Origin of the sequence: Streptomyces sp. NPDC101490 (assembly GCF_044767145.1) — a bacterium.
Taxonomy (GTDB): Bacteria; Actinomycetota; Actinomycetes; order Streptomycetales; family Streptomycetaceae; genus Streptomyces.
The window spans coordinates 44721-71183 of the sequence record NZ_JBIWNI010000022.1; the positions used below are offsets into that span (position 1 = coordinate 44721).

A 26463-nucleotide genomic window follows, 5' to 3' on the forward strand; every position below is an offset into this window, starting at 1 on the left:
CTCCGGCGGGCCCCGAGGGGTCAGTCGTCCGTCTGCCCGGCGAGCCGGGAGCGGCCCGCCGGGGGCCGTTCCCGCCAGAGGTCGAGGCCGATGTCGACGAGGGCGACCCGGGGCAGCCCGGGGACGGTGTCGAGGGGGTGCCAGGCGGCCCGGTCGGTGGAGCCGCCGGTCTCGTCGCGCAGCTCACCGCCGGTGATCCGGGCCTCGTAGACGATCCGCAGGCCCTGGAAGTCGCCGGGGGCGCGGAAGCGGCGGAGCCGCTTCACACGGACGGAGTCGATGCCGAGGAGGGCGGTGGGCTCGGCGAGGTAGCCGGTCTCCTCCTCGACCTCCCGGACCACGGTCCGTACGGGTTCCTCGCCGTGGTCCATGCCGCCGCCGGGCAGGGTCCACCGTTTCGTGCCGTCCCTGGCCACCCAGCGGGCCAGCAGCACCTCACCGTCGCGGACACACACCGCGTAGGCCGCCACTCTCAAGTCCTGCCTCATGGAACGAGGTTAGGGCCCGGTCGCGGGACGGGCACGGCCGGTGGCCCGGGCGGCTCAGGGCGGGGCGGCGGAGGGCCCGGCGCGGGCGGCGGCGAGAAGGCCGATAAACGCCGAGAGGGCGGCGGCCGGAGGGTGACGCTCGCCACTCCGGCGCCGGTGGTCGCGGTCCGGCGGCGGCCGGGGCCGACCCGGGCGGGGGCGACCCGGGGGCGACCGGGAGCGAGGGCTCGCGCCCGCACGGAGGCGTCCCCGTGCCGCGCCCGCACGGAAGTGCTCCGTCCGGCGCTCGCCCTCATCGTCCCGGCCCTTGGACAATGGATTGGACAAGGCGTACCGGGACATACGCATCATGGACCGGCAGCAGCCTGCACACACGTACGGAGGAGTCCCCGTGAAGGTCGGAATCGTCGGAGCCACCGGTCAGGTCGGCACAGTCATGCGCAGGATCCTGGCCGAGCGGAACTTCCCCCTCGACGAGCTGCGGCTCTTCGCCTCCGCCCGCTCGGCGGGCACGGTCGTGGACGGCGTCACGGTCGAGGACGCCTCGACGGCCGACTACACCGGTCTGGACATCGTCCTGTTCTCCGCGGGCGGCGCCACCTCCAAGGCCCTCGCCGAGAAGGTCGCCGCCCAGGGCGCCGTCGTGATCGACAACTCCTCCGCCTGGCGCCGCGACCCCGAGGTCCCGCTGGTCGTCTCCGAGGTCAACCCGCACGCGGTCAAGGACCGCCCCAAGGGGATCATCGCCAACCCGAACTGCACCACGATGGCCGCCATGCCGGTCCTCAAGCCGCTCCACCAGGAAGCCGGTCTGACCGCGCTGGTCGCCACCACCTACCAGGCCGTCTCCGGCTCGGGCGTCGCCGGTGTCGCCGAGCTGGACGGCCAGATCAAGGCGGTCGCCGAGGGCGCCGCCGCCCTCGCCCACGACGGCGGGGCCGTGGACTTCCCCGAGCCCGGCGTCTACAGGCGTCCGATCGCCTTCAACGTGCTGCCGCTGGCCGGGTCGATCGTCGACGACGGCTCCTTCGAGACCGACGAGGAGCAGAAGCTCCGCAACGAGTCCCGCAAGATCCTGGAGATCCCGGAGCTGAAGGTCTCCGGCACCTGTGTCCGCGTCCCGGTCTTCTCCGGCCACTCCCTCCAGATCAACGCGCGCTTCGAGCGCCCGATCGGCGTCGAGCGCGCCCTGGAGCTGCTCGGCGACGCCGAGGGCGTCGAGCTGTCCGAGATCCCGACCCCGCTCCAGGCCGCGGGCAAGGACGCCTCCTTCGTCGGCCGCGTCCGGGTCGACGAGACCGTCGAGAACGGCCTCGCGCTCTTCGTCTCCAACGACAACCTGCGCAAGGGCGCGGCGCTGAACGCCGTGCAGATCGCCGAGCTGGTCGCGGCCGAGCTCAAGGGCTGAACCGCACGTCCCCGGAGGGGCGGCCGTCCGGACCCGGGCGGCCGCCCCTCCGGCGTCCGCTGACCGGGGCCGGGACGCCGAAATGTGCCGTGCGCCCCCGCACCGGGGCGTGGAAGGATGGCCCAAACGTCACGAAACCGAGGAGATGACCGGGTGCCTGGCACAAACCTGACCCGTGAAGAGGCCCAGAAGCGCGCCGCGCTGCTGACCGTGGACGCGTACGAGGTCGAACTCGACCTCTCCGGCGCACAGGAGGGCGGCACCTACAGGTCCGTCACCACCGTCCGCTTCGATTCCGCCGAGGCCCATGCCTCGACCTTCATCGACCTCGTCGCACCCGCCGTCCACGAGGCCGTCCTCAACGGCCACGCGCTCGACGTCGCCGCCGTCTTCCGCGACTCCCGGATCGCCCTCGCGCACCTGCGCCAGGGACCGAACGAACTGAGGGTCGTCGCCGACTGCGCGTACACGAACACCGGAGAGGGCCTGCACCGCTTCGTCGACCCGGTCGACGACCAGGCGTACCTCTACACCCAGTTCGAGGTGCCGGACGCCCGCCGCGTCTTCGCCTCCTTCGAGCAGCCCGACCTCAAGGCGACCTTCCAGTTCACCGTGAAGGCGCCGAGCGGCTGGTCGGTCGTCTCCAACTCGCCCACGCCGGAGCCCAAGGACGACGTCTGGGTCTTCGAGCCGACCCCGCGCATCTCCACGTACATCACCGCGCTGATCGTCGGCCCGTACCACTCGGTCCACTCCTCGTACGAGAAGGACGGCCAGAGCGTCCCGCTGGGCATCTACTGCCGTCCCTCGCTCGCCGAGTTCCTGGACGCCGACCACATCTTCGACGTCACCCGGCAGGGCTTCGACTGGTTCCAGGAGAAGTTCGCGTACGACTACCCGTTCGCCAAGTACGACCAGCTCTTCGTGCCCGAGTTCAACGCGGGCGCGATGGAGAACGCGGGCGCGGTGACCATCCGCGACCAGTACGTCTTCCGCTCGAAGGTGACGGACGCGGCGTACGAGCGGCGCGCCGAGACCATCCTGCACGAGCTGGCCCACATGTGGTTCGGCGACCTCGTGACCATGGAGTGGTGGAACGACCTGTGGCTGAACGAGTCGTTCGCCACCTACACCTCCGTCGCCTGCCAGGCGTCGGTGCCCGGCACCCGCTGGCCGAACGCCTGGACCACCTTCGCCAACGCGGAGAAGACCTGGGCCTACCGCCAGGACCAGCTGCCGTCCACGCACCCGATCATGGCCGAGATCAACGACCTGGAGGACGTGCTCGTCAACTTCGACGGGATCACGTACGCCAAGGGCGCCAGCGTGCTCAAGCAGCTCGTCGCCTACGTCGGCCAGGACGAGTTCTTCAAGGGCGTCCAGGCCTACTTCCAGGCGCACGCCTTCGGCAACACCCGCCTCTCCGACCTCCTCGGCGCCCTGGAGGAGACCTCGGGACGCGATCTGAAGACCTGGTCGAAGGCGTGGCTGGAGACCGCCGGCATCAACATCCTCCGCCCGGAGGTCGAGACCGACGAGAACGGCTCGATCACCGCCTTCGCCGTCCGCCAGGAGGCCCCCGCGCTGCCCGCGGGCGCCAAGGGCGAGGCCGTCCTGCGTCCGCACCGGATCGCGATCGGCTTCTACGACCTGGACGCGGACGGCAAGCTGGTCCGGGTGGAGCGCCTCGAACTCGACATCGCCGCCGCCGAGCTGACCCCCGTGCCGCAGCTGCACGGCAAGCGCCGCCCGGCCGTGGTCCTCCTCAACGACGACGACCTGTCGTACGCCAAGGTCCGCCTCGACGAGGTGTCCCTGCAGAACGTCACCGCGCACCTCGGCGACTTCGCCGAGTCCCTGCCCCGCGCCCTGTGCTGGGCCTCCGCCTGGGACATGACCCGCGACGGCGAGCTGGCCACCCGCGACTACCTGGAGCTGGTGCTCTCCGGCGTCGGCAAGGAGTCCGACATCGGCGTCGTCCAGTCGCTCCAGGGCCAGGCCAAGGCCGCCGTGGACCTGTACGCGGCGCCGGAGTGGCGCGAGGCGGGCCTGAGCCGCTGGACCGAAGCGACCCTGGCGCACCTGCGCGCGGCCGAGCCCGCGAGCGACCACCAGCTGGCCTGGGCGCGGGCCTTCGCGGCGACCGCGCGCACCCCGCAGCAGCTCGACCTGCTCGCCGCCCTCCTGGAGGGCCGCGAGACGATCGAGGGCCTGGCCGTCGACACCGAGCTGCGCTGGGCGTTCGTGCAGCGCCTCGCGGCGACCGGCGTCTACGACGAGACGGAGATCGCGGGCGAGCTGGAGCGCGACCGGACGGCGGCGGGCGAGCGGCACGCGGCCACCGCCCGCGCGGCCCGTCCGACGGACGCGGCGAAGGCGGAGGCCTGGGCCTCGGTCGTCGAGGACGACAAGCTGGCCAACGCGGTGCAGGAGGCCGTCATCGGCGGCTTCGTCCAGTCCGACCAGCGCGAGCTGCTCGCCCCGTACACGGAGAAGTACTTCGCGGCGATCAAGGGCGTCTCGGAGACCCGCAGCCACGAGATGATCCAGCAGATCGTGGTCGGCCTCTACCCGGCGCTCCAGGTCTCCCGGGAGACGCTGGACGCCACCGACGCGTGGATCGCGGAGCACGCTCCGGCCCCGGCGCTGCGGCGTCTGGTGACGGAGTGCCGCGCGGGCGTCGAGCGCGCCCTGAAGGCGCAGGCGGCGGACGCGGCCGCCCAGTAGTCCCGCATCCAGCATCCCGTGTCCCGTAGGACACGACGAAGGGGCGCCCTCCCTCGGGGGGGGCGCCCCTTCGGGCTTGGAGTCCGCCCGGCGGGCGGGCGTCGGCGCGCGGCCGCTCCGCCGGGCGGAGGTCTTCCGGCCCGGTCAGCGGGGCGGAGGCTTCCGGTCCGGTCAGCGGGGCGGAGGCTTCCGGTCCGGTCAGCCGCCGAGCGCCGTGAACCGGGCGCGCAGTCCGGCCGCGCCCTGCTCCGTCAGTGCCCCGTGCAGCCGCATCCGGGCGACCCCGCCGTCGGGGAAGGCGTCCAGCCGGACGTGGGTGACGACGGCGTGGGCGGGCAGCTTGAAGCGGTGCAGGGTGTCGGGCTGGAGCCTGGTCCGGGGGATGATCTCGAACCACTCGCCGTTCTCGCCGTTGCGGCCCTGGAGGGCGATCCAGCCCGCCGAGTTGCCCTTGAGGCAGGCGGTGTCGATCTCGACGGCGCGGACCGCGCCCTGCGCGGCGAGCCGGAAGCGCACCCAGTCGTTGGTGCCGCGCACCCGGCGGCGCCGGTTCTCCCAGCCGTCGTCCATCTTGCGGGAGGTGCCGGGCAGGATGATCTGGGTCGGCGAGGAGTAGAAGCGGTCGGAGGCGTCCTCGTACGAACCGCCGTTGAGCACCGCGATCAGGTCGAGGGTGCCGAGCAGCTCCAGCCACTCGGGGTCGGGGACGACCTCGCCGTGGACGCGGAGGCGGGCGACGCCGCCGTCCGGGTGCTGGCAGAGCCGCACATGGGTCCAGCGGCGCTCGGCGGTGATCTCGAAGCCGTTGGCCGCGTGGCCCCGGACGGGGGTGGGCGGGACGAGTTCCTCCCACTTCGCGTCGAGCAGTTCCCCGGGGGTGGGCGAGCCCTCCACGGAGGTGGCCTGGACGCTCACCCGCTGCGGGTAGTTGCCCCGGAAGTGGGCGGTGTCGACGACGATCCCCCGGATCACGCCGGGGGCGCCGAGGCGGACGATCGCCCAGTCGTGGTCCCCGGGGGCGGGGAAGACGTTCTCGGCGTCGGCGCCCCGGCGGCGGCGGGTCTCCCAGCCGTCCATGATCTTGCCCTTGTGGCCGAAGTGCTCCGGGTCGAAGACCGCGCGCTCACGGACCAGGAGGTTCTCCCGCTCGGCGAAGAACTCGTCGTTGGCGGCGACGACCCCGCCGCCGAGCCGCCGGTCGGCGAGGTCGACCAGTTCGGTGAAGGGGAAGTCACCGGCGCGGTAGTCGGCGTACGGGTCACCGCCCGCGTAGGGGGCGGCGTCGTTGGCGTGCGGGTCGTCCTGGGGCGCGGCGTTCGCTTCGAGGCTGCTCATGCCCCGACTCTCCCGCGCCCCGGATCTTCGGTCCATCGAATGTTTTCGAGGATGCTTTTCAGTTCTTCTGAAAGGTCTGTGGGGGGGAGGGGCGGGGAGGCGGGGAGGGGCGGGGAGGGGTGAGCGGGGCCGGTGCGTCGGGGGCGGGGCGGGGTGCGCCGGAAGGCGGGAGCCGGTGCGGCCGGGGGGCCGTGGGGCGGTCCGGCGGATCAGACCGTCTCGCGGGCGGCGGCGGCCTGGCGGAGGGCCGTGAGCACCCGGGCCACGGCGGGGCCCTCCTCCGCGCCGCGCCGCACGGCGGCGACGACATGGCGGCGGGGCTGGTCGGCGGCGAGGACCCGCATGACGACCCCGGTGCCGCTCCGGCGCTCCGCCGCCGCCATCCGGGGGACGAGGGCGATGCCCATGCCCGCCTCGACCATGGCGAGGATCGCGGTCCAGCCGGAGGCGCTGTGGGCCTGTTCGGGTACGAACCCGGCGGCCTCGCAGGCGGCCGTGGTGATCTCCGACCAGGGTCCGGAGCCGCCGAAGATCCAGGGTTCCGCCGCGAGGTCGGCGAGCCGGAGGCCGGGGGCGTCGGCGTGCGGGTGTCCGGCGGGCAGGGCCACGTCGAGCGGGTCGGCGAGCAGCGGCACCCGGCTGAACTTGGGGTCGCGGGCGGAGGGCGCGTGGGCGGCGAGCGAGAGCGCCAGATCGACCTGGCCCGCCGTGAGGAGTTCGTACGCCTCCGCCGCCTCGGCCTCCCGGACGCGTACGTCGAGCCCGGGGTGCGCGGCCCGCAGTTGCCGTACGGCGGGCACGACGAGCGCGGTCACGGAGGTCGAGAAGGCCGCCACCCGCACCTGGCCCGCCTCGCCCCGCAGATAGCCGTCGAGTTCGGCGTCGGCGCGCTCCAGCTGGGCGAACACCACCTCCGCGTGCCGCAGCACCAGATGGGCGGCGTCGGTGAGCCGGACCCGGCGGCCCTGGGCCTCAAGGAGCCGTACGCCGAGTTGCCTGGAGAGGTTGGTGAGCTGCTGCGACACGGCCGAAGGGGTGAGGAGGAGGGCCTCGGCGGCGGCGGTGACGGTGCCCCGGTCGCGGAGGGTGCGGAGGATCTGGAGCTTCTTGACGTCCCACTCGGTCATGGGGCGCAACCTATCCCCCGTGCCGTTCCCCGGGCACGGAGGTGCGTTCCCCGGGCGCGCAGGCCAGGACGACCCCGCCGGGGATCAGCGCCGTGCGCAGGGCGCCGAGGGCGCGAGGGGGCGATGCGCCGAGGGGGCGAAGGGAACGCCGAGGCCGGCGTCCCGCGCGCGGTTCCGCGCGGTCGCCGGCTCTTCGGTGTCACTGCTCGGGGCGGTCGGTGGGTCCAGCGGGGCCATCGGGTTCCTCCCGGCCGGTGGCCTACCGTCGCACCGCCGAGACCTCCAGGTCGATCGAAACTTTCCGACCGCTCTCTTCAGCCGGGCTGAACGGTCGGTCCGCTGCGACGGCGCGGGCCTCCGGGGCCGCCTCCACGACCTTCCCGTCCTTCTCGTCCTTCTCGGCCCGGTCCTTCCCCGTGTTCCCGGCCTCTCCGCCCTTCCGGGTGCGGGGGCTCAGCTGGCCCGCGAGGGTGGCACCGAAGGCGATGGCCATGCCGAGCAGCTGCACCGGGCCGAGGGCCTGACCGAGGGCGGCCCAGCCGATGATCGCGGCCGTGATCGGGGAGAGCGGGCCGAGGAGGGTGACCGAGGAGGCGCTCAGCCGCTCGATGCCCCGGAACCAGAGGAAGTACGAGATCGCGGTGTTGCCGAAGGCGAGGTAGGCGTATCCGGCCAGGTTGGCGCCGGTCAGGGTGGGCGGGGCGCCCTCGACCAGGAAGGCGACGGGCAGGATGACCAGACCGCCTGCGGTGAGCTGCCAGCCGGTGAGGGCGAGGGCGCCGACGCCCTCGGGGCGGCCCCAGCGCTTGGTGAAGACGACACCCGCCGACATCGAGAGCGCGGAGAGCAGTCCGGCGACCACGCCGACGAGATCGAGGGCGGCTCCGGCCTTGAGCACCACGAGACTGACGCCGAAGGCGGCGGCGATGGCGGTGAGCAGGGACTTCGCGGTGGGCTTGTCACCGAGGAAGAGGGCGGCGAGACCGACGACGAGGAGCGGGCCCACGGAGCCGACGACGGCGGCGACCCCGCCGGGGAGCCGGTAGGCGGCGAGGAAGAGGAGCGGGAAGAAGGCGCCGATGTTGAGGGCGCCGAGGACCGCCGACTTCCACCACCAGGCGCCCCGGGGGAGCTTGCGGGTGAGGGCCAGGAGGAGGAGTCCGGCGGGCAGGGCGCGCATCAGGCCGGTGAAGAGCGGCCGGTCGGGCGGCAGGAACTCGGTGGTGACGAAGTAGGTGGAGCCCCAGGAGATCGGGGCGAGGGCGGTCAGCGCGACGACTGCTGCTTTGCGGGACATGACGGGTTCCCCCCTGACACGGATGCGGCGCCGGTCCCTCACGGACCCGGACCGGCTTGGCAGTAATTAACTTACCATTAAGCTACTTGCTTGCAAGTGGCTTTCTTGCCATCGAGTCTGCGGAGAGAGGAGACTGTGCGCATGGAGACGAAGAACCCCGGACCGGCCCATGACGCCGTCGACGCCATCGCCGACCAGTGGGCGGTGGTCCGCCCCGACCTGGACACCGTGCCGATGGCGGTCTTCGGGCGGATCTACCGCCTGGCCAACGCGATGCGCGGCAGGGTCGACAAGGCGTACGCGCCCTACGGCATGGCCCTCGGGGAGTTCGATGTGCTCGCCACCCTGCGCAGGTCCGGGGAGCCGTACACGCTCTCGCCGCGCGAGCTGACCGCCACGCTGATGATCACGACCGGCGGGATGACGGGCCGACTCGACAAGCTGGAGAAGGCCGGACTGCTCACCCGCAGCCCGGACCCGAACGACCGCCGGGGACTGCGGGTCACCCTCAGCGAGCGCGGCAGGGAACTGGTCGACCGGGCCGTGGAGGCGGGTCTCGCGGAGCAGCGGGCGGCCGTGGAGGGCGCGCTCACCGACGAGGAGGCGGCGCAACTGACCGGCCTGCTGCGCAAACTGCTGGCGTCCTCGGTCTGAGGACGAGCGGGGCGGACCGGGCGGGGGCCGGTGGAGCGCCGGTCAGGAGTCGGCGGGGCAACCGGCGGAGGTCCGGTGGACGCGCCGGGCGGGAGATTGTGGGGCGGGGGGCCGGAGCCGCCGGGAAAGCCCGGGGACGCGCGCGAGGGCGCCGCACGGCACATCGGTGCCGTGCGGCGCCCTCGGCGGAGCGGAGGAGGCGGTGGTCAGACCTTCTTGGACTTGTCGAGCACCATCACCAGACCGGCGATCACCAGGAACAGCACCAGCGGTGCCGCGACGAACAGGCCGAGGGTCTCGATGACCTCCAGCTTGGGGGCCGGGTCGTCGCCGTCGTCGCGGGTGAGCGCGAGCGCGGGGGACGACATGAGCAGCATCATCAGCGTCGTACCGGCCGCGATCGAGCCGGCGCGCAGAGCGTTCTTCTTGTCCACGGTGCAAACGTAGCGAACACCTAATCGGACCGCGCGCCCGGGGGTGCCGTACGGGCGTTCCGCCCGGTCGCGGGGGTGTCCGCGGAAGCCCCCGGGGCGTCCGGGGCCGTGGTGCGCGCGTGCAGTTCGCGCAGCAGCGCGTGCGCGCGGGGCGAGGCCGCGAGCCGCTCCAGGGTGAACGGCTGCCCGTCCGGACCGGCCAGCGGCAGCCGCCAGTTGGGGTACTCGTCCCAGGTGCCCGGCAGGTTCTGCGGCCTGCGGTCCCCCACCGCGTCCGGCAGCCACACCCCCACCATCCGGGCCGGGGTGTCCAGCAGGAACCGGTGGACGGCGACGATCTCGGCCTCCTCGTCGCCCGGCCCCTCCGGGAGCAGCCCGAGCCGCTGGAACAGACCGAGCCACTCGGCGGTCTCCGCCGCGTCCGCCGCCCGCTCGCGCTCCAGGTCACCGGTGAGCAGCCCGAGCCGGTGCCGCAGGGTGACGTGGTCGCCGGAGAGCCGGGCGGCGGTCGGGGGCAGGTCGTGGGTGGTGGCGGTGGCCACGCACGCGGTGCGCCAGGCGTCCCGTGGCAGCGGGCGCCCGCCGCCCGCCCAGTCCCGTTCGAACCAGAGCACGGAGGTGCCGAACACTCCGCGCCGGGCGAGTTCCTCGCGGACGCCCGGCTCGACCGTGCCGAGGTCCTCGCCGATGACGAGGGACCCGGCGCGGTGGGCCTCCAGGACGAGGACCGCGAGCATCGCGTCGGCGTCGTACCGGACGTACGTGCCCTCGGTGGGCTCGCGGCCCTCCGGCACCCACCAGAGCCGGAAGAGACCCATGACGTGGTCGATGCGCAGCGCGCCCGCGTGGCGCAGGAGTTCGCGCAGGAGTCCCCGGTAGGGGGCGTAGCCGGTGGCGGCGAGGGCGTCGGGGCGCCAGGGCGGCAGGCCCCAGTCCTGGCCGCGCGCGTTGAAGGCGTCGGGCGGGGCGCCGACCGACATGCCGGTGGCGAAGTCGCCCCGGCGGGCCCAGGTGTCGGAGCCCTCCGGGTGGACGCCGACCGCGAGGTCGTGGACGATGCCGACCGCCATCCCGGCCTCGCGGGCGGCCTCGGCGGCGGCGGCGAGCTGCCGGTCCGTCAGCCAGGCGAGCCGGCAGTGGAAGTCGGTCCGGGCGGCCAGGACGGGGTCCTCGCGGACGGCGGTCTCGGCCGTGCGCGGGTCGCGGAGCGCCTCGGGCCAGCTCCGCCAGTGGGGTCCGTGGCGCTCGGCGAGGGCCTGGTAGGTGGCGTGGTCCTCCAGGGCGCGGCCCCGGGCGGCGAGGAAGGCCTGGAAGTCGGCGCGCCTGCCGGGGCCGAGGTCCACGTCCGCGACGACGAGTTCCAGGGCCCGCCGCTTGACCTCCCACACCGCGTCCCGGTCGACGGGCGCGCCCTTGGTGAGGACCCGTTCGCGCAGTTCGGCGGCCTCGGTGAGGATGCCGTCGAGTTCCTCCCGGCGCTCGGGGCCGACCAGCGCGTACTCGGGGACCTCCTCGATCCGCAGGTGTACGGGGTCGGGGAAGCGGCGGGAGGAGGGGCGGTACGGGGAGGGGTCGCTCGGCGCCCCGGGCACGCCCGCGTGCAGGGGGTTGACCTGGATGAACCCGGCGCCGTGGACGCGGCCCGCCCAGGTGGCGAGTTCGCGCAGGTCCCCGAGGTCGCCCATGCCCCAGGAGCGGGTGGAGAGCAGCGAGTAGAGCTGGACGAGGAGCCCGTACGAGCGGTGGCCGGGGGCGGGCACGCGCGCGGGGCTCACGATCAGGGTGGCGGTGGCCGTCCGCCCGTCGGGGGTCCGCGCCTCGACGGTGTGGACGCCGAGGGGGAGCCGCTGCCAGTCCCGGCCGGTGACGACGGTGCCGTCCTCGGTGGTGACCCGGAGCCGGGTGCCGGGCGGCAGGTCGGCCGGGGGGTGGACCGGCTCCGTGTCCCGCCACCGGACCAGGGTCGGGGGCAGCAGGCGCTCCCGGTCGGCCCGTTCCACCGCTTCGAGGGCGGCGGCGACCTCCTCCGGGGTGGCCGCGTCCACGCCGAGGGCGCCGAGGACGGCGACGACGGTCGCCTCCGGCACCGGCACGGTGACGCCTTCGGACGGGCTGTGGGCGGTGGCGACGCCGTGACGGGCGGCGAGACGGGCCAGGGTCACTTCACACTCCGGGGGACTCCGCGCCGCCCGCGCTGCCGGGGGCGGCGGCTTCGCTGGTGAGGGGGGCCGCCGTGGTGAGCGGCGGTTCGCTGGTGAGGGGAGCCGCGTCGGGGAGCGGGGGCTCGCTGGTGAGCGGTTCGCCGGTGCGTGCCTGCTGCGGAATCCGTATCCGTCCGAGGTGGTGGGCGGTCGTGGTCACGGGGGTCTCCCGATTCGTCTCGACAGGTGGGACCTGGGTCACGACTGAGCCCTACCCACCGCTCCTCGTTCTACCGGCGGAACGTGACGAAGTGACGTCACCTCGCCGGAACGAACCGGGCGAAGCCGACACGAGGTCGTCTCTCGTTGACACCTCCGTGCGCCGGGTGATGGGCTCGTTACCTGCTCGTGACCGAACCGGCGGAGCGGCCGGTCCCGCCGAAGGGAGACCTCGTGCGCCCCGTGCACCTCGTGCGCCCCCGGCGCGGGAGACGCGCCGCGACGGTGGTGGCCGTCGCCGTCCTCGGCGCTCTGCTCGGCGGAACGGCGGCGGTCCCGGCGCGGGCCGTTCCGGCGCGGGGGTTCGCGGCGGGGGCGTTCCCGGAGGCACCGGCACCCTCCCCGGCGGACGCTCCCCGCGCACTGTCCGAACTCACCGCGTCTCCCCGCTCCCCTTCCTCCCTGTCCTCCCCTTCCTCCGCCCATTCCCTTCCTCCCCCGTCTTCCGCGCCCTCTTCGCCCGCCCCGGCCGCGCTGCCCGACGTGTGGCCCCGGCCGCAGTCCCTGGCCGCCGCCGGGCCCTCCGTACGGCTCGGGGACGAGGTGACGCTGGTGGCGGACAGGGACGCCGATCCGTACGCGCTCGCCACCCTGCGCGCGCTGCTGGTGGCCGCCGGGGTTCGGGCCGTCCACGAGGGGCTCCCGGGCCGGGGGCCGGTGCTGGTGGCCGCCGGGCCCGGCGGCGGGGCCGCCCGGGAGGCGCTGGCCGCCCTGCGGGTGCCCGGCCGGCTCGGCCTGCCGGACGGCGGCTACCGGCTCGCCACCGGCCGCTTCCGGGGGCGGGACACCGTGGTCCTGGACGGGGTGGGCGAGGACGGCCTGTTCCACGCGGTCCAGACGCTGCGCCAGCTCCTGGGGAGCGGCCGGGAGGTCCCCGGGGCCGTCGTCCGCGACTGGCCGGGCACGGCAGGACGCGGGGTCACCGAGGGCTTCTACGGGCGTCCCTGGACGACGGAGCAGCGCCTGGCCCAGCTGGACTTCCTCGGCAGGACCAAGCAGAACCGCTATCTGTACGCGCCCGGCGACGACCCCTACCGGGGTGTCCAGTGGCGCGAACCCTATCCGGCGGAGCAGCGGGCCGGTTTCCGGGCCCTGGCCGAGCGGGCGCGCGCCCGGCACGTGCTGCCCGGCTGGGCCGTGGCGCCCGCCCAGTCCATGTGCCTGTCCTCGGAGCGGGACAGGGCGGCGCTGACCCGCAAGATCGACGCGATGTGGGACCTCGGATTCCGTTTCTTCCAGCTCCAGTTCCAGGACGCCTCGTACGACGAGTGGCACTGCGAGCGGGACGCCGAGGTCTTCGGGCGCGGTCCCGGGGCCGCAGCCGCCGCCCACGCGCGCGTGGCGGGTGCCGTCGCCCGGCACCTCGCCGTACGGCACCCGGGGAGCGAGCCGCTGACGGTGCTGCCGACGGAGTACTACCAGGACGGGGCGACGGAGTACCGCGCGGAGCTGGCGGAGGCGCTCGGCGCGGAGGTGCGGGTGGCGTGGACCGGCGTCGGCGTCGTACCGCGCGCGATCACCGGAGGTGAGCTGGCGGCGGCCCGGGACGCGCTGCGCCATCCGCTGGTCACCATGGACAACTACCCGGTCAACGACTACGCGCAGGACCGGCTGTTCCTCGGCCCCGTCACCGGCCGCGAGCCGGGAGTGGCCGTCGGTTCGGCCGCGTTCCTCGCGTACGCCATGGAGCAGCCCGTGGCCTCCCGGGTACCGCTGTTCACCGCCGCCGACTACGCCTGGAACCCGCGCGGCTACCGGCCCCCGGAGTCCTGGCGGGCGGCCGTGCACGACCTCGCGGGCCCGGCGCCCGCCGCCCGCGAGGCGCTGGCGGCCCTCGCCGGGAACGCCGCCTCCTCGGTCCTCGACCCGACGGGCGAATCGGCCTTCCTGAAACCGCTCCTGACGGCGTTCTGGGCGTCCCGCGAGCGCCCGGAGGGGCCGGGCGGGCCGGGCGCCGCCTGGGACGGTGAGATCCGGGTGGACCCGCGCGGCGGATCGCCCCGGGCCCCGGGGTCCGGGGCGGACGACCGGCGGGCGGAGGCGGCGCGGGCGCTGCGGGCCGCGTTCACCGTGATGCGGGAGACCCCCGGGCGGCTCGCGGACACGGCGGGCGGCGCCCTCGGCGAGGAGACCGGGCCCTGGCTCGACCGGCTCTCCCGGTACGGCCGCGCGGGCGAGACCGCCGTCGATCTGCTGCTGGCCCAGACGCGCGGCGACGGCGCCGCCGCCTGGCGGGCGCAGTCGCGTCTCGAAGCGCTGCGGAAGGACCTGGCGGCGAGCCGGGTGACGGTCGGCGCGGGGGTCCTCGACCCGTTCCTCGTACGCGTGGTGGAGCGGGCGGCGGCCTGGACCGGCGCGGACCGGGCCCCGGCGGCCGGTGCGGAGCGGGCGCCGGGCTCGTACACCGTGCGGTTCGGCCGGACGCGGCCCCTGGAGGCCCTGACGGTGATGGCGGAGCCGGGCGCGGCGGACGGGGGCCGCGCCCGTGTGGAGGCGCGGGTGCCGGGCGGCGGCTGGCGGGCGCTCGGCCCGCTGTCGGCGTCCGGGTGGACGCAGACCGGGGCCCCCGGGCTGCGGGCGGACGCGCTGCGGGTGGTGTGGGACGGCGGGGGCGGGCTGCCCCGGGTGCGGGCGCTCGTGCCCTGGTTCGCGGACGGGCCGCGTGCGGGGCTCGACCTGGCCAGGACGGAGACGGACGCGGTGATCGGCGGTCCGGCGCTGCGGGTGGACGTGGAGCTGTCGGGGCGGCGCGCGCGAGAGGTGCGGGGGCCGCTGACGGCGAGGGCCCCGGCGGGCCTGACCGTACGGCTGCCGGAGCGGGCCGTGGTGGAGCGGGGCGCGCGGACGACGGTCCCGCTGGAGGTGTCGGTGGCGCCGGGGACGCCAGTGGGCGCCTACCGGGTGCCGGTGTCGTTCGCGGGCCAGGAGCGGGTGCTGACGGTGCGGGCGTTCCCCCGTACGTCGGGCGGGGATCTGGCACGGGCGGCGACGGCGTCCTCCTCGGGCGACGAGACGCCGGGCTTCCCCGCCGCCGCTTCGGTGGACGGCGACCCGGCGACCCGCTGGTCCTCCCCCGCCGAGGACGACGCCTGGCTGCTGCTCGAACTCCCCCGGCCGGTGCGGCTGGGGCAGGTGGTGCTGCGCTGGCAGGACGCGTACGCCTCCCGGTACCGGATCGAGGTCTCGGCGGACGGGCGGTCCTGGCGGACGGCGGCGACGGTGAGGGACGGCCGGGGCGGGCGGGAGCCGGTCCGTACGGACGCCCCGGGCACCCGGTTCCTGCGGGTGCGGGGCGAGGCCCGCGCGACCCGGTACGGCTACTCGCTCTGGTCGGTGGAGGCGTACGCGGTGGCGGCCCCGGAGGGCGCCGCCGGGGAGACCGGGAGGACGGCGGGAACCGGCGGGGAACGGGCGGACCGCCGGGGCGGGGAACGGTCATGACTCCGGTGGGGCCGCTGGAGGCGCTCCCGGCGGCCCGACCGGGGGTCACAGCCGGGGGAGACACGGCCGGGGGTGGCCCGGCCAGGGGGCACGGCTGAGGAGCGGCCCGCCCCCTGAGGGCGGGCCGCTCCCGTGCGCCCGGCCCCCGCGTACGCGCGAAGGCCCCGCGTACGCGAAAGGCCCGGCTCAACCCGTCGTCAGCGCCCTCACGGGGGCGTCGGCGACGGAGTCGATCCGGGCCATCACGTCCTCGGCTCCGTACGGCTGGAGGTACGGCAGCCAGCGGGGGTCCCGGTGTCCGGTCCCGATGATCCGCCAGGCCAGACCGGTCGGCGGGGCCGGTTGGTGGCTCAGCCGCCAGCCGATCTCCCGCAGGTGTCTGTCGGCCTTGACGTGGTTGCAGCGGCGGCAGGCCGCCACCACGTTGTCCCAGGCGTGGGTGCCCCCACGGCTGCGCGGGACGACGTGGTCGACGCTGGTCGCCACCGCCCCGCAGTACATGCAGCGCCCGCCGTCACGGGCGAAGAGCGCCCTGCGGGTCAAGGGAACGGGCCCCCGGTAGGGGACCCGCACGAAGCGTTTCAGCCGCACCACGCTGGGCGCGGAGACGACTTGGGTCTCGCTGTGCAGGAAGGCGCCGGACTCCTCAAGACAGAGGGCCTTGTTCTCCAGGACGAGGACGAGCGCGCGGCGGAGCGGTACGACGCCGAGCGGCTCGTACGACGCGTTGAGGACCAGGACGTGCGGCACGGATGCCTCCTATGACGCCGGCGGCGCGTGGCTCGCGCCGGGACGAACTGCTCTCAGTCTCTCCTCATGCCTGGTCGGAACGCCACCACGTACCGCGCACGGGGTGGACGGGCCGGGCGTGTTCTCGACCACACCGGCATGTCTTCCCTCTTCTCTGCCCGGGTGAGGTCGGTCTCTCCCTCGAACACGGCAACGAGACCACGCGAGAGGCCCCGTTACTGTGGAGGATCCTCGTCCGCAATGCCTGGAGGTTCTCCCGTGTCCTGGTCCGCCCTGGCGGCTGCCACCGAACCCGAGCCCATTCCGGTGACCCTGGACGAAGCCGCGGAGACGGCGACGAACGCGGCGAGCTGGGTGGAGCAGAACTGGTCCACCTGGCTGAACACCGGGCTGCGCATCCTGCTGATCCTGGTCGTGGCGCTGCTGCTGCGCATGGTCATACGGCGCGCCCTGACGAAGCTGATCGACCGGATGAACCGGTCGGCGCAGGCGGTGGAGGGGACGGCCCTGGGCGGTCTCCTGGTGAACACCGAGCGGCGGCGGCAGCGCTCGGAGGCGATCGGTTCGGTGCTGCGTTCGGTGGCGTCGTTCCTGATCCTGGGCACCGCGGGGCTGATGATCCTCGGCGCCTTCAAGATCGATCTGGCGCCGCTGCTCGCCTCGGCCGGTGTGGCCGGTGTGGCGATCGGCTTCGGCGCCCGGAACCTGGTGACGGACTTCCTCTCCGGTGTCTTCATGATCCTGGAGGACCAGTACGGGGTCGGTGACTCGGTCGACGCGGGCGTCGCCTCCGGCGAGGTCGTCGAGGTGGGTCTGCGGGTGACGAAGCTGCGCGGGGTGGACGGCGAGATCTGGTACGTGCGCAACGGCGAGATCAAGCGGATAGGGAACCTCAGCCAGGGCTGGGCGACGGCGGCGGTCGACGTGACCGTCCGGCCGACGGAGGACCTGGAGGAGGTGCGGGCCGTCATCACGCAGGCGGCGGAGTCCATGGCGAAGGAGGAGCCGTGGAACGAGCGCCTGTGGGGCCCGGTGGAAGTGCTCGGTCTGGTCGAGGTGCTGATGGACTCGATGACCGTCCGGGTCTCGGCGAAGACGATGCCGGGGAAGGCGCTCGGCGTGGAGCGCGAGCTGCGCTGGCGGATCAAGCGGGGGCTGGACGAGGCCGGCATCCGGATCGTGGGCGGGCTCCCGGCGCAGGCCGAGGAGGCGGCGGCCGATCCGACCGCGGGCATGGCGGCGCCGTCGGCGTTCGCCTCGGCGACCTCCCCCCAGTCGGCGGCGGCGACCCCGCTGCCCAGGACGGACCTCACCAAGTAGGCCCGGCGGGACGGGAGGCGGGACGGGAGGCGGGACGGGAGGCGGCACGGGCCGCACTGCCGACGGGGGACCACCGGCCGCACGGAGGAGCCACCGTCGGCACCCGTCCGCGCCGAAGTACCGCCACCGGCCCCCGGAAGAGGAACCCGTACCGGCCACTTCGCACCCGTCCCGCCGGACGGTCCGTACCGTCCTCGCCCGGCGGGGAGCGCCCCTCCCGCCGGGCTCCGGAAACGCCCCCTCGGGTAACGCTTCGGTTGCCTTCGGGGGCGTTTGTCGTCCCCGGGTATTGACGGCCCCGTGACGTCCGCCTTACCTTCCTCCCACCGAATAGGAAACTTTCCTAACAGTGCAGTGGGTGAACGGTTCCGCCGCCGGGCAGCGCTCAGGCAGCAGAATGGCCCGAAAGCGTCGAAGGGCAGGTGCGACCTCATGGCCGGTACGACCCCGGGAACCCCCGGCACACCGCGCGTCCTGCGCGCCATGAACGACCGCGCCGCCCTCGATCTGCTCCTGGAGCACGGCCCGCTCTCCCGCACCCGGATCGGCAAGCTCACCGGCCTGTCCAAGCCGACCGCCTCCCAGCTGCTCGCCCGCCTCGAAGCGGCGGGCCTGGTCGTCGCCACCGGCACCACCGAGGGCCGTCCCGGACCGAACGCCCAGCTCTACGCGGTCAACCCGCGGGCCGCGTACGCCGCGGGACTCGACGTCAACCAGGCCCGCATCCACGCCGCCGTCGCCGACGTCACCGGCCGCATCGTCGGCGAGTACGAACTGCGCACCCCCGGCCGCGCCGCCTCCGGCGTGGTCCGTCAGGTCACCGACGCCCTCGACGGGGCCGTCAAGGCGGCCGGGATCACCCGCGAGGACGTCCGGCGCCTGGTCATCGGCACCCCCGGCGCCTTCGACCCGGCCACCGGACGGCTGCGGTACGCCTCCCATCTGCCCGGCTGGCACTCCCCCACCCTCCTGGAGGAGCTGGCCGCCGCACTGCCCATGCCGTTCGAGTACGAGAACGACGTCAACCTCGTCGCCGTCGCCGAACAGCGCGTCGGCGCCGCCCGGGGCCACACGGACTTCGCCCTGCTGTGGAACGAGGAGGGCCTCGGCGCCGCCCTCGTCCTCGGCGGGCGGCTGCACCGGGGCTTCACCGGCGGCGCGGGCGAGGTCGGTTTCCTGCCGGTGCCCGGCACCCCGCTCGTCCGGCAGGTCACCAAAGCCAACTCCGGCGGGTTCCAGGAGCTCGCGGGGGTGCAGGCCGTCCCCCGGATCGCCCGGTCCCTCGGCATCGACACCCCGGAACAGCCGTACGTCCCGGTGGCGAGCGGACTGCTCGCGCACGCCGCCGAGACGCACGGCGAGGACCCCCGGTACGCCGAACTGCTCGACCGCTACGCCGAACGCCTCGCCACCGGTCTCGCGTCCCTGGTCGCGGTCCTCGACCCCGAACTGATCGTGCTGTCCGGCGAGGTCCTCGTCGCCGGCGGCGAACCCCTGCGCGCCCGCGTGCAGTCCGAACTCGCCGACCTCGCCGCCTCCCGGCCGCGCCTGGTCCTCACCGCCGTTCCCGTGCGCCCCGTGGTCCGGGGCGCCCTCGAAAGCGCCCTCGCCACCACGCGCGACGAGGTCTTCGACACCTCGCGCTGACCCACCGCCCGCCCCAGATTCCCCACCCTTCCCCCGTAACCCCTCCGCCACAGGGAGACACCGTCATGCCCGGACGCCCGCGCAAGGCAGCCGCCGCGCTCGCCGCCACCGCCTCGATCGCCCTCTTCGCCTCGGCCTGTACGGGCTCCGCGGACAACGCGGCGAGCGACGACCCCAAAGCCGAGACCACCATCACCTTCTGGCACGGCTGGGCGGCCCCGGCCGAGGTCGCGGCGATCACGGCCAGCGTCGACCGCTTCACGAAGGCCCACCCGAACATCAAGGTGAAGGTCGTCGGCAGCATCAACGACGACAAGCTGGGCCAGGCGCTGCGCGCGGGCGGCTCCAACGGGCCGGACGTCGTGTCCTCCTTCACCACGGCCAACGTCGGCAAGTTCTGCGCCTCCGGCGCCCTCGCCGACCTCAAGCCGTTCATCGAGAAGGACAAGCTGGACCTCGACAAGACCTTCCCGAAGGTCCTCCAGCAGTACACCCAGTTCGAGGGCAAGCGGTGCAGCCTGCCGCTGCTCTCCGACGCCTACGGCCTCTTCTACAACAAGGACGCCTACAAGAAGGCCGGGCTCGACCCCGAGGCCCCGCCGAAGACCTGGTCGCAGTTCACCGAGGTCGCCAAGAAGCTCACCAAGGCCAAGGGCGACTCGTACGAGCAGCTCGGCTTCATGCCGAACTACCTCGGCTACGAGACCGTCGTCTCGCACTACATGTCCCAGTGGAAGCACGAGGGTTACTTCGGCAAGGACGGCAAGTCCATCGTCGCCACCGACCCGGGCTTCGCCAAGATGATGACGTACCAGAAGTCCCTGGTGGACGCCCTCGGCGGCTTCCAGAAGCTCGACAAGTACCGCACCACCTTCGGTGACGAGTGGGGCGCCCAGCACCCCTTCCACACCGGCCAGGTCGCCATGCAGCTCGACGGCGAGTGGCGGCTGAACTTCGCCAAGAACGCCAAGGTGCCCTTCGAGGTCGGCGTCGCGCCGCTGCCGGTCGCCGACGACGAGATCGCCGAGTACGGCAAGGGCTACCTCTCCGGCACGATCATGGGCATCGCGCCGCAGAGCAAGAAGCAGAACGCGGCCTGGCAGCTGGTCAAGTTCATGACCACGGACACCGAGGCCGTGGTCAAGTTCGCCAACGACATCGGCAACGTGCCCTCCACCCTGGAGGCCCTGAAGTCCCCGGACCTGAAGCTGGACGCGCGCTTCAAGGTCTTCCTGGACATCGCCCGCCACCCGAAGTCCAGCACCTCCGACGGCGCCATCAACGGCTCCGCCTACCAGGACACCCTCCAGAAGTTCGCCCAGAGGTACGAGAAGGGCCAGGTCACCGACCTGCAGAAGGGCCTCGCCGACACCGCGGCCCAGATCGACCGCGACATCGCCGCGGCGAAGTGACGGCCCGCACCCCATGAGCACGGACACCCTGCCCGCGAAGGCGGCGGCCGCCCCGGCCGCCGCCGTTCCCGGAGGACGCAACACGCTGCGCTCCAAGCGCCGCCGCAACGCCCTGCGCACCCTGGCGTTCATGTCGCCGTGGCTGATCGGCTTCGGCTTCTTCTTCGCCTACCCGCTCCTCTCCACCCTGTACTTCTCGTTCATGCGGTACGACGGGCTCAACCCGCCCGCCTGGCGGGGCTTCGACAACTGGTCGTACGTCTTCACCGACTTCCCGCAGTTCTGGCCCGCCCTGCAGAACACCCTCTGGCTCTGTGTCGTCATGGTGAGCTGCCGGGTCCTCTTCGGCCTCGGCATCGGGATGCTCATCACCAGGATCAAGACGGGCGCCGGGGTCTTCCGCACCCTCTTCTACCTGCCGTACCTGGCCCCGCCGGTGGCCGCCACGCTCGCCTTCGTCTTCCTGCTCAACCCCGGCACCGGACCGGTCAACTCGCTCCTGGAGGCCATCGGCATCCCCGCCCCCTCCTGGTTCAACGACGCCAGCTGGTCCAAGCCCGCCCTGACGGTCCTCGCCGTGTGGGGCATCGGCGACCTCATGGTCATCTTCATGGCCGCACTGCTCGACGTGCCCAAGGAGCAGTACGAGGCCGCCGAACTCGACGGCGCCTCCGGGTGGCAGCGGTTCCGATTCATCACCCTGCCGAACATCTCGCCGATCGTGCTCTTCGCGGTCGTCACCGGGATCATCGGCGCGATGCAGTACTACACCCAGCCGATGGTGGCCGCGAAGGTCGCCTCGGGTGTGATGGGCGGTTCCGGCGTCACCTTCGTCCCCGGCCACCCGGACGACTCGACCCTGACCCTCCCCCAGCTGGTCTACAGCCTCGGCTTCAGCCAGTTCAACTACGGCGCGGCCTGTGTGGTGGCGCTGGTGCTCTTCGCCTTCTCCATGGCCTTCACCGCGCTCCTCATGCGCAAGCGCGGCGGCCTGATCGGCTCGGGTGACTGAACCATGACGACCACGACCCTCCCCGACCGGACCGCGTCCGCGAGCCCCGCGCTGCGCCGGGCCCGCCGCAAGGCAGTGCTGCACTGGATCGCCGTGCACTCGCTCGGCATCGCCGCGGCCCTGTTCTTCGTGCTCCCGTTCGTCTTCGTCCTCCTGACGTCCGTGATGAGCGACCAGCAGGCGCTCACCCGCGACCTGACGCCGAACACCTGGCACTTCGAGAACTACGTCAAGGTCTTCGAGACCCCCGGCTTCCTCACCTGGTGGAAGAACTCCCTGCTCTACGCGGGACTCGGCACCGCCCTCGTCGTGGTGTCCTCGGTCCCGGTGGCGTACGCGCTGGCCAAGTTCCGCTTCCGCGGCCGGCACCTGTCGCTGCTGCTCGTCATCTCGATGATGATGCTGCCGCCGCAGGTCGTGATCATCCCCATGTACCTCTTCTGGGCCAAGCAGATGGACCTCTCCGGCTCCCTGTGGCCGCTGATGATCCCGATGGCCTTCGGTGACGCCTTCGCCATCTTCCTGCTGCGCCAGTTCCTGCTGACCATCCCCGACGAGTACGTCGAGGCGGCCAGGATCGACGGCTGCGGAGAGTTCCGCACCCTGATCCGGATCGTGCTCCCGATGGCGAAGCCCGGCATCGCCGCCGTCGCCCTCTTCCAGTTCTTCTACTGCTGGAACGACTACTTCGGGCCGCAGATCTACGCCTCCGAGAACCCCGCCGCCTGGACCCTCAGCTACGGCCTGGAGTCCTTCAAGGGCGCGCACCAGACCGACTGGAATCTGACCATGGCCGCGACCGTCCTGGTCATGGCCCCTGTGATCCTCGTCTTCTTCTTCGCCCAGAAGGCGTTCGTCGAGGGAGTCACACTGACCGGAGTGAAGGGCTGAAGCACACCATGAAGCTCACTGTCGTGGGGGGCGGTTCCACCTACACCCCCGAACTGATCGACGGATTCGCGCGCCTGCGCGACACCCTGCCCATCACCGAACTCGTCCTCGTCGACCCGGCCGCCGAGCGGCTCGAACTGGTCGGCGGCCTCGCCCGGCGCATCTTCGCCAAGCAGGACCACCCGGGGAAGATCGTCACCACCTCCGACCTGGACGCCGGGGTCGAGGGCGCCGACGCCGTCCTGCTCCAGCTGCGGATCGGCGGACAGGCCGCCCGGCTCCAGGACGAGACCTGGCCGCTGGAGTGCGGCTGCGTCGGCCAGGAGACCACCGGCGCCGGCGGCCTCGCCAAGGCGCTGCGCACGGTCCCCGTCGTCCTCGACATCGCGGAGCGGGTCCGGCGCACCAACCCCGACGCCTGGATCATCGACTTCACCAACCCCGTCGGCATCGTCACCCGCGCGCTGCTCCAGGCCGGGCACAAGGCCGTCGGCCTGTGCAACGTGGCCATCGGCTTCCAGCGCAAGTTCGCCGGGCTCCTCGGCGTGGCCCCCTCCGACGTGCACCTGGAGCACATCGGGCTCAACCACCTGACCTGGGAGCGCGCGGTGCGCCTGGGCGGGCCCGAGGGCGAGAACGTGCTGCCCCGGCTGCTCGCCGAGCACGGCGACACCGTCGCCGACGACCTGCGGCTGCCGCGCCAGGTCCTGGACCGGCTCGGCGTCGTCCCCTCGTACTACCTGCGCTACTTCTACGCGCACGACGAGGTCGTCCGGGAGCTCGGCACCAAGCCCTCGCGGGCGGCCGAGGTCGCCGCGATGGAGAAGGAACTCCTGGAGATGTACGGGGACCCGGCGCTCGACGAGAAGCCCGCCCTGCTCGCCAAGCGCGGCGGCGCCTTCTACTCGGAGGCGGCCGTGGACCTCGCCGCCGCGCTGCTCGGCGGCGGCGGGTCGCCGTACCAGGTGGTGAACACGTACAACAGGGGCACGCTGCCGTTCCTGCCGGACGACGCCGTCATCGAGACGCAGGCGTCCGTCGGCGGCCACGGGGCCACGCCGCTGCCGGTCGCCCCGGTGGACCCGCTGTACGCCGGGCTCATGGCCCATGTGACCGCCTATGAGGACCTGGCGCTCGAAGCGGCGCTGCGCGGCGGCCGGGACCGGGTGTTCAAGGCCCTCCTCGGGCACCCGCTGGTGGGCCAGTACGAGTACGCCGAGGGACTCACCGACCGGCTGATCGCGCACAACCGGGAGCACCTCGCGTGGGCGTGAACCTGAACGGGGCGCTCCTCGCGGTCGACGCGGGGAACAGCAAGACCGACGTCGCGGTCGTCGGGCCGGGCGGCACCGTCCTCGGCTCGGCGCGCGGCGGCGGGTTCCAGCCGCCGGTGGTGGGCGTGTCGACGGCCGTCGACAGTCTGGCGGAGATCGTCGGGCGGGCCTGGGCGGAGGCGGGCGGGGACACGCTCCCGCCCACGTTCGCGCACGTCAGCGCGTGTCTGGCCAATGCCGACCTGCCCGTCGAGGAGGTCGCGCTCCAGGCCGAGATCCTGGGCCGGGGCTGGAGCCGGTCGGTGCGGGTACACAACGACACCTTCGCGATACTGCGTGCCGGGCTCGACGAGCCGCGCGGGGTCGCCGTGGTCTGCGGCGCGGGCATCAACTGCGTCGGGATGACCCCCGACGGGCGGACCGCCCGCTTCCCCGCGATCGGGAAGATCTCCGGGGACTGGGGCGGCGGCAGCGGCATGGCCGAGGAGGCGCTGTGGTGCGCCGCGCGGGCCGAGGACGGGCGCGGCGAACCGTCCGCGCTGGCCGTCGCGCTGCCCGCGCACTTCGGCCTGGAGACGATGTACGCGCTGATCGAGGCGCTGCACCTGGGTCTGGTGCCGTTCGAGCGGCGGCACGAGCTGACCCCGGTGCTGTTCCGGGTGAGCGCGGAGGGCGATCCGGTGGCGCTGTCGCTGGTGCACCGGCTCGCCGAGGAGGTCGTGGCGATGTCGGCGGTCGCCCTCGGGCGGCTCGGACTGCTCGACGAGGAGGCGCCGGTGATGCTGGGCGGCAGCGTCCTGGCCGCGCGGCACCCGCAGTTGGACGACCGGATCGGGGAACTCCTCGCGGAGCGGGCGCCGAAGGCCGTCGTCGGATTCGTGACGGCGCCGCCGGTGCTGGGCGCGGGGCTGCTCGCGCTGGACGAGTCGGGGGCGGGTCCGGAGGCGGCGGACCGGCTGCGGAAGCACTACGGGGCCTGACCCGGCCCGGCCCGAGGGGCGCCCCTTCCTGGTGGAGGGGCGCCCCTCGGGCGTGCGCGGGGTGGTCTCCGGCCGTCGGGCGGGGACGCGCGAGTGCGCCGGGGCGCGGGCGCGCCGGGGCCGCTCGCGCGGGGGCTCGGCGGCGGTCCGGGAGGGACCCCGCCGGTACACGTTCACCTGTTCGAGCGACGGCGGATACGGAACCGGTGCGGGCCCGTCGACGTATTCAAGGTGAGGGGTTCGCCCGGGGCGGTGCCACGGGCGTGCGGCACGATAAGAACAAGATCGAGTCAATCCCGGTGTGCGGAAGGCCCCCTGCGGCCATACTGCTGGCCGGGTGGTCGTCCACCGTGACCGGCCCGCACCGGGACCCGGCCGGACGGCCGACGTCAGCGACCGAGGGGGAGGTCAAGTGACACACCCGCCGAACGCGCCCGCCGTCCCGGCGGCGCGGAGCACGGCGCCCGCGCGCCCGGCAGGCGTGCCCGCGCAGCCGTCGCCCGCGCCCGGCGGTCCCCCGGCCCCGGGGCGCGGTGCCCTGGCCGTGGGCCGCGAGCGGCTGCGGGCCGTCGCGACGAGCGAGCCCGGCAGGCTCCAGATCCTCGGGGCCGTACTCGCGCTGCTCCTCGTCGCGTTCGGCGCGGTCACCGCCCTCCAGGTCGACGACCGGGCGGGCGCCGTCGACGACGTCGTGCACCGCAGCCGTCCGCTCTCCGCCGACGCCGCCTCGATCTACCGCTACCTCGCCGACGCCGACACCACCGCCGCCAGCGGCTTCCTCGCGGGCACCCTCGAACCGAAGGAGTCCCGCGAGCAGTACGACCGGGACATAGCCGGAGCCGCCCGGCTCCTCGTCGAGGCCTCGGCGGGCGGCTCCGGTTCCGGCGAGTCGGCCGAGCAGATAGCCGTCCTGAACGAGCAGCTCCCCCGCTACACCGGGCTGATCGAGCGGGCCAGGGCCGCCAACCGGCAGGGGCTGCCGCTGGGCGGGGCCTATCTGCGGTACGCCAACCAGCAGATGACCACCATCCTGCTCCCGGCCGCCGAGCGGCTGTACGAGGCCGAGACGGAGCGGCTGCGGCAGGACGACTCCTCGGCCCGTGCCTGGCCCTGGGCGTCGGTCGCCCTCGGTCTGGCCGTCCTCGCCGTGCTCGCCTGGGCCCAGCGCCGCAACTACCTGCACACCCACCGGGTGTTCAACCAGGGGCTGCTCGCTGCCACCGCCGCCACGGTGGCCGCCCTGCTCTGGCTGGTCGCCGCGCACTCCCTGGCCCGCGCCGATCTGAGCGAGGCGCGGACCCGGGGCCAGGAGTCCCTCCAGGCGCTCAACACCGCCCGGATCGGCTCGCTCACCGCCCGCGCCAACGAGAACCTGACGCTGGTCGCCCGGGGCGCGGTCCTCACCGAGGACCCCGACCCGGCGAAGCGGAAGGACAAGTACGAGACGGACTACACGGCCAGCATGGACACGCTGACGCGGGCGCTCGCCACGGCGGGCGAGCGGGCCGACGACAGCGAGGGCCGCACCCCGGTCCAGGAGGCGGTCGCCCGCGTCGGCGAGTGGCAGCAGCGCCACAAGGACGCCCGTGCGCGGGACGAGGCCGGTGACTACGAGGCCGCCCTCACCCGGATCATCGGACCGGAGGACTCCACGGAGCAGGCCTTCGACCAGGTCGACGCGGCCCTGGAGAAGGCCCTCGCGCACGAGGGGAACGAGTTCACCCGGGCCGCCTCGGCCGCCGGTGGAGCGCTGGCCCTGCTGCCGTTCGGCGCCGCTCTCCTCGGTGTCCTGGGCGCGGCGGGCGCGGTCCTCGGCGTCAACCGCAGACTGTCGGAGTACCGGTGA

20 protein-coding genes are annotated in these 26463 nt (G+C 73.7%); 12 read left to right on the forward strand and 8 right to left on the reverse strand.

From position 1 onward, the window contains the following. Positions 1–20 precede the first annotated feature (20 nt). Positions 21–488, reverse strand: coding sequence for an NUDIX hydrolase (locus ACIRQY_RS29190; protein ID WP_403930744.1), 468 nt, complete (start codon positions 486–488; stop codon positions 21–23). 391 nt (positions 489–879) lie between these two features. Between ACIRQY_RS29190 and ACIRQY_RS29195 the strand changes: the two genes are divergently transcribed. After that, positions 880–1896 (forward strand): aspartate-semialdehyde dehydrogenase, encoded by a 1017-nt coding sequence (locus tag ACIRQY_RS29195; protein ID WP_403930746.1) that lies wholly within the window; start codon positions 880–882, stop codon positions 1894–1896. Between the two features lie 153 nt (positions 1897–2049). Further along, positions 2050–4623 (forward strand): aminopeptidase N, encoded by a 2574-nt coding sequence (gene pepN, locus ACIRQY_RS29200; protein WP_351791961.1) that lies wholly within the window; start codon positions 2050–2052, stop codon positions 4621–4623. Positions 4624–4821: 198 nt separating this feature from the next. On the opposite strand, the gene alc is transcribed toward pepN, so the two are convergent. The 3 genes from alc to ACIRQY_RS29215 all read right to left on the reverse strand — a co-directional run bounded on the left by alc (position 4822) and on the right by ACIRQY_RS29215 (position 8382). Beyond that, entirely contained in the window at positions 4822–5958 is a 1137-nt protein-coding gene (alc, locus tag ACIRQY_RS29205; RefSeq protein WP_351791963.1) for an allantoicase, read from the reverse strand. A 209-nt stretch (positions 5959–6167) separates the two neighbouring features. Continuing rightward, positions 6168–7085 carry a LysR family transcriptional regulator gene (locus ACIRQY_RS29210; protein WP_403930748.1) on the reverse strand — a complete coding sequence of 306 codons (918 nt, stop codon included), beginning with the start codon at positions 7083–7085 and terminating at the stop codon, positions 6168–6170. Positions 7086–7344: 259 nt separating this feature from the next. Further along, positions 7345–8382, reverse strand: a complete 1038-nt coding sequence (locus tag ACIRQY_RS29215; RefSeq protein ID WP_403930750.1) for an EamA family transporter — start codon at positions 8380–8382, stop codon at positions 7345–7347. Positions 8383–8523: 141 nt separating this feature from the next. Here ACIRQY_RS29215 and ACIRQY_RS29220 point away from each other — a divergent pair, with 141 nt between their 5' ends. Continuing rightward, complete coding sequence (locus ACIRQY_RS29220) at positions 8524–9036, forward strand: MarR family winged helix-turn-helix transcriptional regulator (RefSeq protein ID WP_403930752.1); 513 nt, start codon at positions 8524–8526, stop codon at positions 9034–9036. 206 nt (positions 9037–9242) lie between these two features. Here ACIRQY_RS29220 and ACIRQY_RS29225 read toward each other — a convergent pair whose 3' ends face one another. The 3 genes from ACIRQY_RS29225 to ACIRQY_RS29235 are packed head-to-tail and all read right to left on the reverse strand — an operon-like array spanning position 9243 to position 11873. Next, the gene (locus ACIRQY_RS29225; protein WP_351791975.1) at positions 9243–9470 is read right to left on the reverse strand and encodes a hypothetical protein; all 228 of its coding nucleotides are present in this window, start codon (positions 9468–9470) and stop codon (positions 9243–9245) included. Between the two features lie 20 nt (positions 9471–9490). Continuing rightward, positions 9491–11632 (reverse strand): 4-alpha-glucanotransferase, encoded by a 2142-nt coding sequence (gene malQ, locus ACIRQY_RS29230; RefSeq protein ID WP_403930754.1) that lies wholly within the window; start codon positions 11630–11632, stop codon positions 9491–9493. 1 nt (position 11633) lies between these two features. Next, positions 11634–11873, reverse strand: coding sequence for a hypothetical protein (locus ACIRQY_RS29235; RefSeq protein ID WP_403930756.1), 240 nt, complete (start codon positions 11871–11873; stop codon positions 11634–11636). A gap of 191 nt (positions 11874–12064) precedes the next feature. Between ACIRQY_RS29235 and ACIRQY_RS29240 the strand changes: the two genes are divergently transcribed. After that, on the forward strand, positions 12065–15331 hold the full coding sequence (locus tag ACIRQY_RS29240; protein WP_403930757.1) for a beta-N-acetylglucosaminidase domain-containing protein: 3267 nt from the start codon (positions 12065–12067) through the stop codon (positions 15329–15331). Positions 15332–15517: 186 nt separating this feature from the next. On the opposite strand, the gene ACIRQY_RS29245 is transcribed toward ACIRQY_RS29240, so the two are convergent. Next, positions 15518–16081 carry an HNH endonuclease gene (locus tag ACIRQY_RS29245; RefSeq protein WP_351791984.1) on the reverse strand — a complete coding sequence of 188 codons (564 nt, stop codon included), beginning with the start codon at positions 16079–16081 and terminating at the stop codon, positions 15518–15520. Positions 16082–16321: 240 nt separating this feature from the next. Here ACIRQY_RS29245 and ACIRQY_RS29250 point away from each other — a divergent pair, with 240 nt between their 5' ends. The 8 genes from ACIRQY_RS29250 to ACIRQY_RS29285 all read left to right on the forward strand — a co-directional run bounded on the left by ACIRQY_RS29250 (position 16322) and on the right by ACIRQY_RS29285 (position 26463). Next, positions 16322–17401 carry a mechanosensitive ion channel family protein gene (locus ACIRQY_RS29250; RefSeq protein ID WP_403930759.1) on the forward strand — a complete coding sequence of 360 codons (1080 nt, stop codon included), beginning with the start codon at positions 16322–16324 and terminating at the stop codon, positions 17399–17401. Positions 17402–17833: 432 nt separating this feature from the next. Continuing rightward, a complete protein-coding gene (locus tag ACIRQY_RS29255) occupies positions 17834–19048 on the forward strand; it encodes an ROK family transcriptional regulator (protein WP_403930761.1) in 1215 nt (404 codons plus the stop codon). Positions 19049–19113: 65 nt separating this feature from the next. Continuing rightward, a complete protein-coding gene (locus tag ACIRQY_RS29260) occupies positions 19114–20460 on the forward strand; it encodes an ABC transporter substrate-binding protein (RefSeq protein WP_351791992.1) in 1347 nt (448 codons plus the stop codon). 13 nt (positions 20461–20473) lie between these two features. Beyond that, entirely contained in the window at positions 20474–21472 is a 999-nt protein-coding gene (locus tag ACIRQY_RS29265; RefSeq protein WP_403930763.1) for a carbohydrate ABC transporter permease, read from the forward strand. 3 nt (positions 21473–21475) lie between these two features. Continuing rightward, positions 21476–22363 (forward strand): carbohydrate ABC transporter permease, encoded by an 888-nt coding sequence (locus ACIRQY_RS29270; RefSeq protein ID WP_351791994.1) that lies wholly within the window; start codon positions 21476–21478, stop codon positions 22361–22363. Between the two features lie 8 nt (positions 22364–22371). Beyond that, positions 22372–23637 (forward strand): 6-phospho-beta-glucosidase, encoded by a 1266-nt coding sequence (locus ACIRQY_RS29275; RefSeq protein ID WP_351791997.1) that lies wholly within the window; start codon positions 22372–22374, stop codon positions 23635–23637. Further along, positions 23634–24617, forward strand: coding sequence for an N-acetylglucosamine kinase (locus tag ACIRQY_RS29280; protein ID WP_403930810.1), 984 nt, complete (start codon positions 23634–23636; stop codon positions 24615–24617). Before ACIRQY_RS29275 ends, ACIRQY_RS29280 begins: the two co-directional genes overlap by 4 nt. 412 nt (positions 24618–25029) lie before the next feature. After that, positions 25030–26463: a hypothetical protein gene (locus ACIRQY_RS29285; RefSeq protein WP_351792000.1), complete on the forward strand. Its 1434-nt coding sequence runs from the start codon at positions 25030–25032 to the stop codon at positions 26461–26463.